This window comes from Micromonospora sp. NPDC005174 (assembly GCF_040608495.1).
Taxonomy (GTDB): domain Bacteria; phylum Actinomycetota; class Actinomycetes; order Mycobacteriales; family Micromonosporaceae; genus Micromonospora.
Genome location: NZ_JBEXIJ010000017.1, coordinates 48,830 through 64,437, shown reverse-complemented (window position 1 = coordinate 64,437; position 15,608 = coordinate 48,830). Strand labels below are relative to the sequence as shown.

General features: G+C 70.3%; 12 protein-coding genes. 9 read left to right on the top strand and 3 right to left on the bottom strand.

The features are described from left to right. The first annotated feature begins 192 nt into the window (after positions 1-192). From rpsM to truA, 6 genes are all read left to right on the top strand, one after another. A complete protein-coding gene (gene rpsM, locus ABZU91_RS19630; protein WP_007465236.1) occupies positions 193-573 on the top strand; it encodes a 30S ribosomal protein S13 in 381 nt (126 codons plus the stop codon). Between the two features lie 87 nt (positions 574-660). Further along, a complete protein-coding gene (rpsK, locus tag ABZU91_RS19625) occupies positions 661-1,068 on the top strand; it encodes a 30S ribosomal protein S11 (RefSeq protein ID WP_030329919.1) in 408 nt (135 codons plus the stop codon). Between the two features lie 13 nt (positions 1,069-1,081). Beyond that, complete coding sequence (gene rpsD, locus ABZU91_RS19620) at positions 1,082-1,708, top strand: 30S ribosomal protein S4 (RefSeq protein ID WP_007465229.1); 627 nt, start codon at positions 1,082-1,084, stop codon at positions 1,706-1,708. A gap of 98 nt (positions 1,709-1,806) precedes the next feature. Then, on the top strand, positions 1,807-2,829 hold the full coding sequence (locus tag ABZU91_RS19615; RefSeq protein ID WP_007465227.1) for a DNA-directed RNA polymerase subunit alpha: 1,023 nt from the start codon (positions 1,807-1,809) through the stop codon (positions 2,827-2,829). Between the two features lie 34 nt (positions 2,830-2,863). Next, entirely contained in the window at positions 2,864-3,424 is a 561-nt protein-coding gene (gene rplQ / locus ABZU91_RS19610) for a 50S ribosomal protein L17 (RefSeq protein WP_355242124.1), read from the top strand. A 70-nt stretch (positions 3,425-3,494) separates the two neighbouring features. Further along, complete coding sequence (gene truA / locus ABZU91_RS19605; RefSeq protein WP_355242121.1) at positions 3,495-4,325, top strand: tRNA pseudouridine(38-40) synthase TruA; 831 nt, start codon at positions 3,495-3,497, stop codon at positions 4,323-4,325. Positions 4,326-4,429: 104 nt separating this feature from the next. Here the strand turns inward: truA and ABZU91_RS19600 are convergent, their stop codons facing one another. After that, positions 4,430-5,482, bottom strand: a complete 1,053-nt coding sequence (locus tag ABZU91_RS19600) for a hypothetical protein (RefSeq protein WP_355242118.1) — start codon at positions 5,480-5,482, stop codon at positions 4,430-4,432. Positions 5,483-5,584: 102 nt separating this feature from the next. Here ABZU91_RS19600 and ABZU91_RS19595 point away from each other — a divergent pair, with 102 nt between their 5' ends. From ABZU91_RS19595 to ABZU91_RS19585, 3 genes are read left to right on the top strand one after another with little or no spacing between them, the layout of a single operon-like run. Further along, positions 5,585-6,190, top strand: coding sequence for a methyltransferase (locus ABZU91_RS19595; protein WP_355242115.1), 606 nt, complete (start codon positions 5,585-5,587; stop codon positions 6,188-6,190). A gap of 41 nt (positions 6,191-6,231) precedes the next feature. After that, complete coding sequence (locus ABZU91_RS19590; protein WP_355242112.1) at positions 6,232-7,911, top strand: ATP-binding cassette domain-containing protein; 1,680 nt, start codon at positions 6,232-6,234, stop codon at positions 7,909-7,911. 37 nt (positions 7,912-7,948) lie between these two features. Beyond that, on the top strand, positions 7,949-8,911 hold the full coding sequence (locus ABZU91_RS19585; RefSeq protein ID WP_355242109.1) for an aldo/keto reductase: 963 nt from the start codon (positions 7,949-7,951) through the stop codon (positions 8,909-8,911). A gap of 129 nt (positions 8,912-9,040) precedes the next feature. Here ABZU91_RS19585 and ABZU91_RS19580 read toward each other — a convergent pair whose 3' ends face one another. Together ABZU91_RS19580 and ABZU91_RS19575 are read right to left on the bottom strand one after the other, a co-directional pair. Continuing rightward, entirely contained in the window at positions 9,041-9,592 is a 552-nt protein-coding gene (locus tag ABZU91_RS19580) for a hypothetical protein (protein ID WP_355242106.1), read from the bottom strand. Positions 9,593-9,661: 69 nt separating this feature from the next. Next, positions 9,662-15,517 carry a ThuA domain-containing protein gene (locus ABZU91_RS19575; RefSeq protein WP_355242103.1) on the bottom strand — a complete coding sequence of 1,952 codons (5,856 nt, stop codon included), beginning with the start codon at positions 15,515-15,517 and terminating at the stop codon, positions 9,662-9,664. Positions 15,518-15,608 lie beyond the last annotated feature (91 nt).

Sequence of the window (15,608 nt, the reverse complement as noted above, 5' to 3'; positions counted from 1 at the left end):
TGCTCGTCCCAGCCGCGAGCGGTACGCAGCGCGTACTCAGTCGTGGTTGACCCCCGGTCGGAGGCCGGGGCCCGCTTGGGCAGCGACCGATCCCGGTCGCCGGCGCTGACAGCGTCGGAAGGACGGGACGGCCGGTAGCGGGGTGGGACGGGTCCACACCTCCGCCACACATCACGAGGAGTACGCCCGCACATGGCACGTCTAGTCGGCGTGGATCTCCCCCGCGAGAAGCGGATGGAGATCGCGCTCACCTACATCTTCGGGGTCGGTCGCACCCGCGCCCTGGAGACACTCGCCGCTACCGGCATCTCGCCGGACAAGCGCGCTCGGGACCTCACGGACGAGGAGCTCGTGCAGCTCCGCGACCACATCGAGGGCAACTACAAGGTTGAAGGCGACCTGCGCCGCGAGGTCGCCGCTGACATCCGCCGCAAGGTCGAGATCGGCTGCTACGCCGGCATCCGGCACCGCCGGGGCCTGCCCGTGCGTGGCCAGCGGACCAAGACCAACGCGCGGACCCGCAAGGGCCCGAAGCGGACTGTCGCCGGCAAGAAGAAGCCCGGCAAGAAGTAGTTCTTACCCGGATGACGGGGTCGGCCGCCGTCGAGGCGGGCCAAGCCGCAACCCAGTCCGGAAAGTCAACTAGGAGCGCACAGACTTATGCCACCGAAGGCTCGTGCCGGAGCCGCTGTAAAGAAGGTCCGGCGCAAGGAACGCAAGAACGTCGCCCACGGGCAGGCGCACATCAAGAGCACGTTCAACAACACCATCGTGTCCATCACGGACCCGACCGGTGCGGTCATCTCCTGGGCCTCCGCTGGCCAGGTGGGCTTCAAGGGCTCCCGCAAGTCGACTCCGTTCGCCGCGCAGCTGGCCGCCGAGGCCGCCGCGCGTCGCGCCATGGAGCACGGCATGCGCAAGGTCGACGTGTTCGTCAAGGGCCCCGGCTCCGGCCGGGAAACCGCCATCCGTTCGCTGCAGGCCGTGGGCCTCGAGGTCGGGCAGATCGCCGACGTCACCCCGCAGCCGCACAACGGGTGCCGTCCGCCGAAGCGTCGCCGGGTCTGAGAGGTAGAGAGAGATGGCTCGTTACACCGGTGCAGACTGCCGCCGTTGCCGGCGGGAGAAGATGAAGCTGTTCCTCAAGGGCAGCAAGTGCGATGGTCCGAAGTGCCCGTTCGAGTCCCGGCCGTTCCCGCCCGGGCAGCACGGCCGCGGCCGCACCAAGGAGACGGAGTACCTGCTCCAGCTCCGTGAGAAGCAGAAGGCCCGTCGTGTCTACGGCGTGCTGGAGAAGCAGTTCCGCGGTTACTACGAGGAAGCCGTCGGCAAGCAGGCCAAGACCGGTGAGGTCCTCCTGCAGATCCTCGAGTCGCGGCTGGACAACGTCGTTTACCGGGCCGGCTACGCCCACTCGCGGGACATGGCCCGCCAGCTGGTCAAGCACGGTCACTTCACGGTGAACGGCAAGAAGGTCGACATCCCGTCGTACCGCGTCAAGGAGCACGACATCATCGAGGTCCGGGGTAAGAGCAAGGAGCTCACCCCGTTCGTGGTGGCGCAGGCTCAGGCCGGTTCGAAGACGGTGCCGGCCTGGCTGGAGGCTATCCCCAGCCAGATGAAGGTGCTCGTGCACTCCCTCCCGGCCCGGCAGGTCATCGACACGCAGGTCCAGGAGCAGCTGATCGTCGAGCTCTACTCCAAGTAGTCGGGCTCGTTGCGGTGGTCCGCCCTTCGGGGCGGGCCACCGGAACAGTTTGTGTCGCGGACGTCAAATAGCGGGCGTCCCGGAAGAGAAGAGACAACATGCTCATCAGCCAGCGACCCTCCCTCTCCGAGGAGTCGATCAACGAGACCCGGTCGCGGTTCGCCATCGAGCCGCTCGAGCCGGGCTTCGGCTACACCCTGGGCAACTCGCTGCGGCGCACGCTGCTGTCGTCGATCCCGGGTGCGGCGGTCACCTCGATCAAGATCGACGGCGTGCTGCACGAGTTCACCACGATCCCCGGTGTCAAGGAGGACGTGGTCGAGCTCGTCATGAACATCAAGGAGCTGTGCGTCAGCTCCGAGCACGACGAGCCGGTCAGCATGTACCTGCGCAAGCAGGGCCCGGGCGACGTGACGGCGGGCGACATCCAGCCCCCGGCCGGCGTCTCGGTGCACAACCCGGACCTCAAGCTCGCGACCCTGAACGGCAAGGGCCGGCTCGACATGGAGCTGACCGTCGAGCGGGGCCGGGGCTACGTGACGGCCGCACAGAACAAGCAGTCCGGTGCCGAGATCGGCCGCATCCCGGTGGACTCGATCTACTCGCCGGTGCTGAAGGTGACCTACCGCGTCGAGGCGACCCGCGTCGAGCAGCGCACCGACTTCGACCGGCTCATCATCGACGTCGAGACCAAGCCGTCGATGGGCCCGCGCACCGCGCTGGCCTCCGCCGGTTCGACGCTGGTGGAGCTGTTCGGGCTGGCCCGCGAGCTGGACGAGACGGCTGAGGGCATCGACATCGGGCCGTCCCCGCAGGACGCCCAGCTGGCGGCTGACCTCGCTCTGCCGATCGAGGAGCTGGACCTGACCGTCCGCTCCTACAACTGCCTCAAGCGCGAGGGCATCAACTCCGTTGGTGAGCTCATCGGGCGTACCGAGGCCGACCTCCTCGACATCCGCAACTTCGGTCAGAAGTCGATCGACGAGGTCAAGATGAAGCTCGCCGGGATGGGTCTCGGGCTGAAGGACTCGGCTCCGAACTTCGACCCGGCGCACGTCGTGGACACCTTCGGCGAGGCCGACTACGACACCGACGACTACCGCGAGACCGAGCAGCTCTAGTCCGCGCTGCCGCCACAACTGAGGAGCACCAAAAATGCCCACGCCCACCAAGGGCCCCCGCCTCGGCGGCAGCCCCTCGCACGAGCGGCTGATGCTCGCCAACCTGGCCACCGCGCTGTTCCAGCACGGCAAGATCCAGACCACCGAGACGAAGGCCCGGCGGCTGCGTCCGCTGGCCGAGCAGCTCATCACCAAGGCCAAGCGCGGCGACCTCGCCTCGCGGCGGCGGGTGCTGGGTGTCGTCAAGGACAAGGACGTCGTCTACGCCCTGTTCGACCAGATCGCGCCCCGGTACTCCAACCGCCCCGGCGGTTACACCCGGATCGTGAAGACCGGTCCGCGCAAGGGTGACAACGCGCCGATGGCCATCATCGAGCTGGTGGAGGAGCTTCAGGTCGCCGAGCCGAAGGCGAACAAGAAGACCGCCGCCCGCAAGGCCGCGCAGCAGGACAAGGTCGAGGCGCTCGCCCCGGCCGAGGAGGCTCCGAAGTCGGCCGACGTCGACCAGGACTCCGAGGCGCCGGTGTCGGCCTCCGGTGACACCGCCGAGGCGCGCGAGGACAGCGACCTCGCCACCGAGGAGAACAAGGCCTGACCTCGGGCATCAGTGCGGGCCCGGCACCCCTTTCGGGGTGTCGGGCCCGACCCGTAACAGGAGGTACGAGGTGGACGAGCGGATTCGGCTGCGGCTGGACGTCTCGTACGACGGCGCGGCTTTCTCCGGCTGGGCGCCCCAGCCGACGCGGCGGACCGTCGCCGGGGTGCTCGTCGAGACCCTGGATCTGGTCCTGGGAGCGGGCACCGCGACCGGTCTGACCGTCGCGGGTCGGACCGATGCCGGGGTGCACGCCTCCGGTCAGGTCTGCCACCTGGACCTGCCCGTCGAGGTGTGGCGGGAGCACGAGGGACGGCTGCTGCGCCGGCTGGCGCGGCTGCTCCCCACCGACGTGCGGGTGCGGGCGATGACCGAGGTGCCCGCCGACTTCGACGCCCGCTTCTCGGCCACCTTCCGACGGTACGAGTACCGGGTGACCGACGCCCCGTACGGCGCGGAGCCGCTGCGCCGGCACGAGGTGTTGGCCTGGCCGCGCGCGCTGGACCTGGCGGCCCTGAACACCGCTGCCGAGGGTCTGGTGGGTGAGCACGACTTCGCCGCGTACTGCCGGCGCAAGGAGAACGCGACGACGCTGCGCGAGGTGACCCGACTGGACTGGCGGCGTGACCCGGACGGCGTCCTGGTCGCCACCGTGCAGGCCGACGCGTTCTGCCAGGCGATGGTGCGCAGTCTCGTGGGGGCGATGCTCGCGGCCGGCGACGGTCGCCGGCCGGTGCGGTGGCCGGGCAGTCTGCTCGACCGGCAGGAGCGTTCCAGCGAGGTGACGGTGGCTCCGGCGCACGGGTTGACGCTGGTGGCGGTCGGCTACCCGGACGACCCGGCCGACTACGCCCGACGCGCGGACCTGACGCGTCGGCTGCGCGTACCGGTCGAGGGCTGACGACTGCTGCATCCGATCGGCACCGGGACCCACGCGGGCCGGGCCGGGACGACGACGGGTGTGCCACCTTCTCGGCGGCACACCCGTTGAGACGCGGTGACGGATCAGTCGCCGGGCAGATCGTCGTCCCCGCTGCCGTTCTGGCTGCCGCTTCCCTGGGTGGGCGCTGGCGTCGGCTGCTCGGCCGTGCCGGTCTCGGCTCGCCGTTGCAGGACACCGCGGCTCAGGTGTACCTCGATCATGTCGAACAGGATTTCCCGGATCCTGGTGTCGCCGGACCTGACCGCGGTGCCGTCGGCGCGGACCACCAGCGCGTACGCCAGGTAGTGGCCCCGGACCTGCCAGCCGACCCGAGCCGGGGCGCTGGTCAGCGCGTCGGTGTCGGCGCCGTCGGTGAGGCCACGGAACCGACCCTGCCGGTCGTCGAGGATCTGCCGGATTCGGTCCCGAGCCCGCTCGGCGCTGACCTTGTCGGTGAGGTTGAACAGGCCGGTGGTGATCAGGTGGTCGCCGCCGGGGGCCCGCAACGTCGCCCGGACGACCTGGTTGCAGCCGAGCAGGACCAGCAGGTTGGCGACCTCGTCGGTGGCGGCGACGGCACAACTGCCGCTGGACTGGGTCTTGAGCACCTGGTAGGCGGCCTGTCCGTCGGCAAGTTTGAGCTCCTTGCCGGGGAAGAGTTCCTTCGCGGTGAGCGGCGCCTGGTCGGTGAACCGGGAGTCCAGATCCTGCCGTTGGGCGGGAGCCGACGCGGAGGCGTTCGGCTGGTACGTCGGGGTGGGCTGAGGGTCCGGATCGCGATCCGCCAGGAGCGCGGCGGCGCCCAGACCGCAGAGCGCGAGCAGCACGAGGACGGCTGCGCCGCCGACCAGTACCTGCCAGAGCCTCCCGCCTCCGCGCCGCGCGGGCGTCTCCACCGGTTGGGCCGACGTGTAGACCTGGCTGCGGGGAGCCGCGATCGGGGCGCTGACGCGGGCGGGCGGCGGCGGTTGGGTCGACGGCAGCACCAACTGGTTGGGTCGGGGCAGCGACGGCGCGGGGAACCGCGACGGTGAGGGGCCGGCTGGCGGAGGCGGACCGGCGCCGAGCACGTCCAGGTCGGACCCGGGCTCGGGGTCCTCGAATGCGTCCTCTTCGGACTCGTACCGATACACCATGTCGCCCAGAGTAGGAGTGATTGTCCCTTTAGGGGATAATATTGGGGAAATGTAGGTGTGGGCAGTGTCGTGACCCGCCGGAGCCGGTGCGAGAATTGCCGCGTGACCGGCGACCACTACTTCACCGCGCAGCCCGCCAGCGACGCACCGGCGCGCGAGGTCGAATTCTCCGTCGCCGACCGCGACTACCGGCTCGTCTCGGCCGGTGGTGTCTTCTCCGCCAGCCGTCTCGACCCCGGCACCGCCGTACTCCTGCGCAAGGCCGACCTGCCCGCCGCCGACACCACCGGCGACCTGCTCGACCTCGGCTGTGGGTTCGGCCCCATCGCGTGCGTCCTGGCCGACGTGGCACCGGCGAGCACCGTCTGGGCGGTCGACGTCAACGCCCGCGCCCGCGACCTCACCACCGCCAACGCGGCGAGGATCGGTGCCGGCGACCGGGTCCGGGTGAGCGCGCCGGACGACGTACCGGCGGATCTGACGTTCGCCGAGCTGTGGTCCAACCCGCCCATCCGCATCGGAAAGGACGAGCTGCACGAGCTGCTGCTGCGCTGGCTGCCCCGACTCGCCCCGGACGGCGTGGGGTGGCTGGTCGTCGCCCGGCACCTCGGCGGCGACTCGCTCCAACGCTGGCTCACCGACCAGGGCTGGCAGGTCGAGCGGCACGCCAGCCAGAAGGGCTTCCGGGTGCTGCGCGTCACCCGGTAATTGGATGTCCCTGGCGGCCCCGGCTGGGGCAGTATCCCCGCGTGGGATACGTGGACGTGGCAGCGGTCGGGCACAGCCTGCCGGACGGTCGGGAACTCTTCGCCGACGTGTCGTTCCGGGTCGGTGAGGGGGCCAAGGTCGCCCTGGTCGGGCCGAACGGCGCGGGCAAGACGACGCTGCTGAGAATGGTCGCCGGTGACCTGCCGATCCAGACGGGCGGCGTCGCGCGCGCCGGCGGGCTGGGCGTGATGCGGCAGTTCATCGGCATGATCGGTGACGAGACGACGCTGCACGACCTCGCCCTGTCGCTGGCCCCGCCGGCGCTGCGCGACGCCGGCCGCCGGCTCGGCGAAACCGAGGCGGCCATGCGGGCGGCCGAGGCCCACGGCAAGTTCAGCAACACCGCGGGCAAGGCACAGCTGGCGTACGCCGATGCGCTGGGCGCCTGGGGCGAGGCCGGCGGGTACGACGCCGAGGTGCTGTTCGACACCGTCGCGACCATCGTGCTCGACCAGCCGTGGGACGCCGTTCGGGAGCGGCCGGTGCGCACGCTCTCCGGCGGGCAGCAGAAACGGTTCGCCCTGGAGCTGCTGCTGCGCGGCCCGGACGAGGTGCTGCTGCTCGACGAGCCGGACAACTTCCTCGACGTGCCCGGCAAACGGTGGCTGGAGGCGCGGCTGCGCGAGTCGACGAAGTCGGTGCTCTACGTCTCACACGACCGCGAGTTGCTGGCCCAGACCGCCGACCGGGTGGTGGCCGTCGAGGGCGGCAGCGCCTGGGTGCACCCCGGTGGCTTCGCCAGTTGGTACGAGGCGCGGGTCGCCCGGCACGCCCGCCTCGACGAGCTGCGCCGACGCTGGGACGAGGAACACCAGAAGCTGCGCGAGCTGATGCTGATGTACAAGCAGAAGGCGGCGTACAACGACGGGTTGGCCTCGCGCTACCAGGCCGCGCAGACCCGGCTGCGCAAGTTCGAGGAGGCCGGGCCTCCGCCCGTACCCCCGAAGGACCAGGACATCCGGATGCGGCTGACCGGCGGGCGGACCGGCAAGCGCGCGGTCGTCTGCGACAAGCTCGAGCTGGACGGCCTGACATTCCCCTTCGACCTGGAGATCTGGTACGGCGACCGGGTGGCGGTCCTCGGTGCCAACGGCACCGGCAAGTCGCACTTCCTGCGGCTGCTGGCGCGCGGTGGCAGCGACCCGGACCCGGCGAACGGGCCGGTCGACGGCGCGGGTGCGCTCGCCCCGGTGGCGCACGACGGTGTGGCCCGGCTCGGCGCGCGGGTCCGTCCTGGGCACTTCTCGCAGACCCACGACCGACCGGAGCTGATGCGGAAGACGCTCGTCGAGATCCTGTGGCGGGGTGACGAGCACCGCCAGGGGATGGACCGGCACGCGGCAATGGGGGTGCTCAGCCGGTACGAGTTGGCCGGGCAGGGTGACCAGCGCTTCGGCACCCTCTCCGGTGGGCAGCAGGCCCGTTTCCTGGTGCTGCTACTGGAGCTGTCCGGGGCGACTCTGCTGCTGCTCGACGAGCCGACCGACAACCTCGACCTGGCGAGCGCCGAGGCGCTGGAGGTCGGCCTGAACGCCTTCGAGGGGACGGTGATCGCGGTCACCCACGACCGGTGGTTCACCCGCTCCTTCGACCGGTTCGTGCTGTTCCGCAGTGACAACGAAGTGGTGGAGACCCCGGAACCCGTCTGGGACGTCGGCTGATCGGTCGTCGGGCAGGAGGGCGTCCGGCCGGCATAGGGTGGATCTCGTGACTGAGATGACCTATCGCCGGCTGGGCGACTCCGGGCTCGTGGTGTCCGTCGTCGGAATCGGCTGCAACAACTTCGGCCGCAAGCTCGACCTCGACGGCACGCGAGCGGTGGTGGACGCGGCCCTGGACGCCGGGATCAACCTGTTCGACACCGCCGACATCTACGGCGAACCGCAGGGTGGCTCGGAGGAGCTGCTCGGGCAGGCGCTCAAAGGCCGCCGGGACGACGTCGTGGTGGCCACCAAGTTCGGCATGGACATGAACGGCCTCAACGGGCCCGACTTCGGCGCCCGGGGCGCGCGGCGCTACATCGCCCGCGCGGTCGAGGCGTCGCTGCGTCGGCTCGGCACCGACCACATCGACCTCTACCAGATGCACGAGCCCGACCCGGGTACGCCGATCGACGAGACCCTCGCCGCCCTGGACGACCTGGTCCGCGACGGCAAGGTGCGCTACCTGGGCAACTCCAACTTCGCCGGCTGGCAGGTCGCCGACGCGGACTGGGTCGCCTCGTCCAACGGCCGGGCCCGCTTCATCAGCGCGCAGAACCACTACAGCCTGCTGGAACGCTCGGTGGAGGCCGAGGTGATCCCGGCCTGCGAGCGGTTCGGCCTCGGCATGCTGCCGTTCTTCCCGCTCGCCAACGGCCTGCTCACCGGCAAGTACAAGCGCAGCGAGCAGCCGCCGGCCGGCAGCCGCCTCTCCGGCGGTGGCCGGTACGCCGACCGGCTCGCCGCCGCGGACTGGGACACCATCGAGGCGATCGAGGCGTACGCGAACGAGCGGGGTCTGACGATGCTCCAGGTGGCGATCGGTGGGCTGGCCGCCCAGCCGGCGGTGACCTCGGTGATCGCCGGTGCCACCACCGCCGAGCAGGTGCACGCCAACGCCGCCGCCGGCACCTGGGAGCCGACCGACGACGACCTGACGGCCCTGCGCGACATCCTCTGAGCCCGGTGCCGTCCCGGTTCCGTCGCTCGACGGCTCGCCGCGCTTGATCCACTCGCGTTCCTTGAAGTCGGGGTGACCTGTTGCGCGGGACACCCCGACCTCAGGGAAGCCGAGTCGATCACGAGTCGGTCAGATGGTGGTGCGGCGGCGGCCGAACAGCATGGCCACCCCCATCGCCAGGGCGACGACGACCAGGCCGGCCGCCGCGTACGGCCACCAGCCCGTGCCGCCCGCGCCGTCAGCCGTTCTGGTCACCGCGACCGGCTCCGGCGGGGGCGGAGACTGCGCGGCACGGGCCTGCACCGTTGCGGTGGCCTCACCCGGCAGTGGGGCGGGGGAGTTCACCGTGACCTTCCAGGTGCCGGCGGTGAGCACCGGACCGCTGCTGTAGAAGCCCTGCCCCTCAGGCTGCGGCTCCAACTGCACCGGCCCGATTTCCTGCCCGTCCGGGCCGGTGGCGGTGAGGATCAGTCGCACCACCCGGTCCAGCCGACGCCCGTCGGGGTAGGTGGCCTGGATGGTGACCCCCTCGGCGCCGTCGCCGGCCACCATGAGTTTGAGCTTGTCGGCCTGCCCTGCCCGGGCGGCCTGAGCAGCCTGAGCGGCCGCCGGGGCAGCGGCGAACACGGTCAGGGTCAGTCCGACCAGGACGGCGGCGACCACCGTGCGGATACGCGTCATGGACGTCCACTCCCTCATGAGGGAGGCCCCTCCCCGACACCGGAGCGTCGGGAAGGGGCCTCGATCGGATCAGAGCTGGCGACCGGGTGCCAGCCGGGTGGCGTCGCCACCGAGCCGGCCGGTGCCCTTGACCGGCTCGCCGTCATTGGCCTTGACGCCGGCCTTGCTGGCCGTACCGCCGAGCCGCACGATCATGGCGTCGGCGTCCCGGGTGAGGGTGTCCCGGATCTCGGCCTCGGCCACCAGGGTGGCGTCGGCGGCGAGGTCCCGGAACTGGGTCAGCTGCTTGACCGCCTTGTTGTCGTTGCCGGCCGCCTCGGCCTGGCGGGCCGCGTCGAGCTTGGCCGTCAACTGCTTGTGCGCCTTGGCCGACAACCGTCCCGTCGCCTTGAACCGGTCCAGCAGGAACTGCATGTCCCGGAACGAGGTGGTGACGAAGAACCGGACGTTCGAGGTCGTCGTGTTGCCGGCCTTGTCGGTCGCGGTGACGGTCAGCTCGTGCAGGCCGAGCGACAGCTCGTACATGGCCTGCAGGGTGCCGCTGGCGTACGCCTTGCCGTCGAGCTGGCCGACCACGGACGCGATGCCCGAGGTCGGGTCGACGGCCTGCCACGACACCCGTACGTCCTGGCTGTCGCCGTAGAGCTGGCCGTCGGCGACACCGGAGACCAGCAGCGTCGGCTTGGTGCCGTCGATCTTCAGGATCGCCGACTTGAGCGTCTCGACGTTGCCCGCCTTGTCGGTCGAGCGGTAGAGCAGCTCGTGCTGCCCGTCACCGGTCACCGCGACCGGCTCCGAGTACGGCGTCCACGCGCCACCGTCCAGCGACCACTCGACCGTCTTCACACCGGAACCGGCGTCGGTCGAGGTCAGCACCACCGGGATCGTCCCGTTGTGCCAGCCCGCGTCGTTCGCCGGAGCGAACGTCGCCGTGGTGACCGGTGCGGTGGCGTCGATCTTGACCGAGACGGTCTTCGTCGACTCCACGTTGCCGGCCTTGTCGGTCGAGCGGAACCGCAGCTCGTGCTCGCCGTCGCCGCTGATCGCCACCGGCGCGGTGTAGTCCGTCCAGGCGGTCGCGGAATCCAGCTGGTACTGCGTACCGGCCAGTCCGCTGCCACCGGCCTCGTCGGCGGCGGTCAGGGTGACCGTCACCGGCCCGGTGTACCACCCGTCGGTGGGGGTGCCCGACACCGCCGCCGTCGTCACCGGAGCGGTCTCGTCAACCGCCCTGGTGCTGAGCCGGAAGTAGTCGAACGCGGCCGTCTTCGACGCCGTCTGGTTGGCGCCGAGGGTGAACAGACCGACCTTCGGGGTGGCACCCACCGCGCTGTTGGTCAGCGCCTGCAACGCGGTCCAGGTCGTCCCGTCAGCCGAGTACGACGCGGTGAAGGTGTCACCGGTGCGGGCCAGCCGCAGGTACCACACCGCCGAGGTCAGGCTGGCTGCCTCCGGCTGCGGGTTCTGCACCACCCCGGCGATCTCGCTGCGGAACTCGATCCGCCGCGTCACCGCCTGGCCAGCCTGGTTGTCCGCGATGAAGTCGAACTTCACATAGTTGTCGTCGTCGGCCTGCACGAGCAGACCGGCCTGCTGGTACTGCTCGTTCAGCAGACTGCCGTCGACCTTCGTCTCCAGGGTCCAGTCGCCCGAGGGCGCGGTCTGGAGGATGAAGTTCTTCGGCCCGGTGTTGTCGGTGCCGTAGATGTCACCGTTGGGCACGTCGATCCGCAGCGCGCCATCGGTCACCCGGTAGCCGTTGGGGTCCTCCCGCAGGATCGCGTCCCACCGGCACTTGTCCAGCGTGCTGCCGGTGAACTCGTCCGACGGCTCGACCGGGCCGGCCGGAGCGTCCGGCGTGACCACGAACGAGTCGAACGCCGCGTCCACCACGGGCGCCTCGGTGCCTCCGTTGAGCGCGAAGACCCCGATCCGCGGGTTGGTGATGCCGGCGAGCGCGGCCGAGCGGCCGACCGAGGTGAACGTCTGCCCGTCGCCCGAAACCGCGGCGGTCAGGTTCGTCCCGTCGCTGGTGATCCGCAGGTACACGGTGTCACCCGCCGGCGCGTCAGCGGCGTCGGCAGCGTCGTTACGCGGCGTCGCGGCCGTCTCGGAGATGAACTCCACCCGACGGCTGCCGTTGTACAGCAGGTCCACCTTGGCGTAGTTGTCGTCGTCGCCGTACACCAGCAGGCCCGCCTGCTGGTAGTTGGCCGTCACCGGAAGCGTGACCTTGGTGGTCATCTCCCAGGCACCCGTCGGCGCCGCCTGGAGCACCAGGTTGGTGGCGTCGTTGCGAGCGCCGTAGAGGTCACCCACCGAGGTGGGCAGCTTCAGCGCGCCGCCACTGAGGGAGTAGAGCTGGTTCTCCCGGACCACGCTGGTCCACCGGCCCTTGTCCAACGTGTTGCCGTTGAAGTCGTCCGAACGCGCCCCGAAGCAGGACGTGTCCGGCGCGGTCACCCGCACCGGCACCGTTGCGTACGACTTGGCACCCTTGCTGTCGGTCACCGTGAGGGTGGCCGTGAAGGTGCCGACGCTGGTGTACGTGTGGCTGGCGTCCAGGGTGGACGCCGTACCGCCGTCACCGAAGTCCCAGGCGTACGTCAGCGGGGTGTCGCCCTCGGCGTCGGTGGCCGTGCCGTCGAAGGCGACGGTGACCGGCGCGGTACCGGTGGTCGGGGTCGCGGTGGCGGTGACCACCGGCGGCCCGTTCTCGGTGACGCCGCGACCGACGAAGTCCATCCAGTTGACGTTGAACAGCGAACCCGTTCCGCCGTTCGGGTCGCGGGCCACGAAGTACAGCGAGCCGCTCGCGGCACCGGTGACCGGCGCGCTCACGTCCGTGTACGTCTGCCACGCTCCGGTCGTCGGAACGGTGGCCGTGGCCACGATCGGTCCGTCGACCGCACCGGCGTGGACCTCGATCCGACCGCCGGCGGCGGCGGATGCGGCCCGGAACCGGATCTCGGTGATGTTGGTGAGGTTCGCCGGAACGAGCGACCACCAGTCGCCGTCCTCGATGAACGCGATGCTCTGGCCGCCACCGGCGGTGTCGGTCGCGGCCTCCCGCTGCACGCCGGCGTCTCCGCCGCCGGTGCTGCCCGCAACCCGTCCGGTGGCCGTGAAGTACTCGGCCTGCTTCTGCTTCGGCTGCAGGATCTCGATCTGCCGGCCGGTGAGCGCGCCGGACCCGCCAGCCCCACCCTTGTCGGTGTACGTGGCCTCGAAGACCGCGAACACGTTGGCCTCGGCGCCGTGCCCGGAGGCGAGCGACGTCTGGACCGTGCCGGTGCAGCCGGTGTGCTGCTCCAGCGGGTGGGCGTGCTCGTCGTGACCGAGCAGCACCTGGAGGTTCACCTTGGTGCAGTCGATCTGCCCGTCCTCGGGGTCGGTCACCGTGACCGTGTAACGGACCTGGTCACCCCAGTTGAAGAAGCCTCCGTCCGGCGGAAAGTCGATCTTCACCGTCGGTGCGGTGTTGCCCACGGTGACCGGCACGTTGGCGACCGCGGTGCGGCCCTTCGGGTTGGTCACGGTGAGCTGGGCGGTGTAGTTGCCCGCCGTGGCGTACGTGTGCGTCGGGTTGGCCTCGGTGGAGGTCTGCCCGTCGCCGAACGTCCACGCGTAGGTGAGCGCGCCGCCGTCCGGGTCCCGGGAGCCGGCGCTGGAGAACGTCACCGTCAACGGCGCCGGACCCGAGGTCGGGTTGGCGGTCGCCGCCGCGATCGGCGCACGGTCACCGGCGGTGTAGTCGATCCGGTAGACCCCGGAGTCGTCGTTGTTACCGCCGAAGCCGCTACCCCACTCGATCAGGTACAGCGCGCCGTCCGGACCGAACTCGAAGTCCATCGGGCGGATCATCGACATGCCGGGGAGGAGCTGGTTGATGTCCACCAACGACTTGCCGTCGGCGGTCATCTGCATCGTGTACATCTTGTTCTGGTTCCACTCGCCGAGCAGCGCCTTGCCGTCGAAGTAGGCCGGCCACTTGCGGGTCGAGTTGAGGTTGGCGTCGTACCGGTAGGCCGGACCGCCCATCGGGGCGCCACCGCCGCCGATCTCCGGGTACCGCGCGTCCCCGGCGTAGCCGTAGTCGACGGTGGCCGGAACGACCGGCGGGAGGTTGGTCAGGCCCGTGTTGTTGGGCGAGTTGTTCACCGGCGCGGCGCAGTCGAACTTCGGACCACTCGGACCGGACGGGAACGTGTAGTCGTTGTACGCCTCGTTCGTGCCCGTGCAGTACGGCCAGCCGTAGTTGCCGGGGGTCACGACGTTCCACTCGACCAGGCCACGAGGGCCCCGGTTCGGGTTGTCCGCGTTGGCGTCCGGCCCGTAGTCCCCGACGTACAGCGTGTCGGTCTTCGGGTCGGTGCCGATCCGGAACGGGTTCCGGAAGCCCATCGCGTAGATCTCGGGACGGGTCTTCTCGGTGCCCGGGGCGAAGAGGTTGCCGGACGGAACCGTGTACGTCCCGTTGTCCTCCGGGTGGATCCGGATCACCTTGCCGCGCAGGTCGTTCGTGTTGGCCGAGGTGCGCTGCGAGTCGTAGTCCTGGCGACCCGCCCGCTCGTCGAGCGGCGCGTACGCGTTGGACTCGAACGGGTTGGTGTTGTCACCGGTGGCCAGGTAGAGGTTGCCGGCGCTGTCGAACGTCATGCTGCCGCCCGCGTGGCAGCAGGTGTTGCGCTGGGTGTCGACCCGCAGCACCTGCTTCTCGCTCGCCAGGTCGATGGTGTCGCCGGTCACCGTGAACCGGGACAGCAGGTTGCGCGTGACGTTGTCGTTCGGGGCGTAGTACAGGTACACCCACTTGTTGGTGGCGAAGTCCGGGTCGAGCCGGATGCCGATCAGGCCGTCCTCGTTGCCGGTGAAGACGTCCAGGTCGACGGCGGTGACGGTGTTGCCGGTGTCCGGCTTGATGATCTGGACCCGACCGTCGCGCTCGATGTAGAAGACCCGCCCGTCGGGGGCGATGTCCAGCTCCATCGGGTTGCTGGTGTTGCTGTCCAGCGTGACCTTCTCGAAGCTGGAGGTCTTCGACGCGCCACAGTCGGCGTCGACCACGCCGGCCGCCGTCTGGATGCCACCGAGCAGGTGCTTGAGGAACTCGGGCTCGGCGTACGACTCACGGGTGTGCCCGCCGCCGGTGTACCAGGAGCGGCCACCGTCGAAGTCCTGACACCACGCCGTCGGGTGGTCGGCGCCCATCGCGCCGGCGCCCGGGGTGTAGCTCTTCTCGTCCAGGCTGGCCAGGACGTGCACGTCCGACCGGGGGTTGGTCTGGAAGTTGTACCACTCGTCGAACCGGGACCAGCGCTCCGGCAGTCCGGTGGTGGACGGGTGGGCCGGGTCCTCCACCTTGACGGTGGCCTGCTGGTTCTGCGGGTGGTTGGCGAAGTACGCGCCGACCAGGTCGCCGTACCAGGCCCAGCTGTACTCGGTGTCCGAGGCGGCGTGGACGCCGACGTAACCGCCGCCGGCCTTCACGTACCGCTCGAAGGCCGCCTGCTGGTCGGCGTTCAGGACGTCACCGGTGGTGGAGAGCCAGATCACAGCCTTGTACTTGGCGAGGTTGGCGTCGCTGAACGCGGCACCGTCCTCGGTGGTGTCCACCGTGAAGCCGTTGGTGGCACCGAGTTGCTGGATGGCGGCGATGCCGGTGGGGATGGCGTCGTGCCGGAAACCGGCGGTCTTCGAGAAGACCAGGACGGAGTAGGGGTCGGCCGCTGCGGCCTTCGCTGCCTTCGGTGGTGTCTTCTGCACCACCTTGGAGAAGGGAGTCGCGGCTTGCGCGTCTCGCGGTGGGACCTGCGCTGCGACCGGAGCCGCCTGCGCCGGAGACCCGATCAGGGCCGTCGACGCGAGCGCGAGGGACAACAGGGTAGCGGTGAGTGGTACGGGGGCACGACGAGAACGGGACACGCCGCCTCCAATGTCGCGGTGGACAGGACTCGCGGGGCCGGCTCGCCGAAGACCGTCCCAGATGGAGCCGGTGGAGACGCCGTGCCAGGGC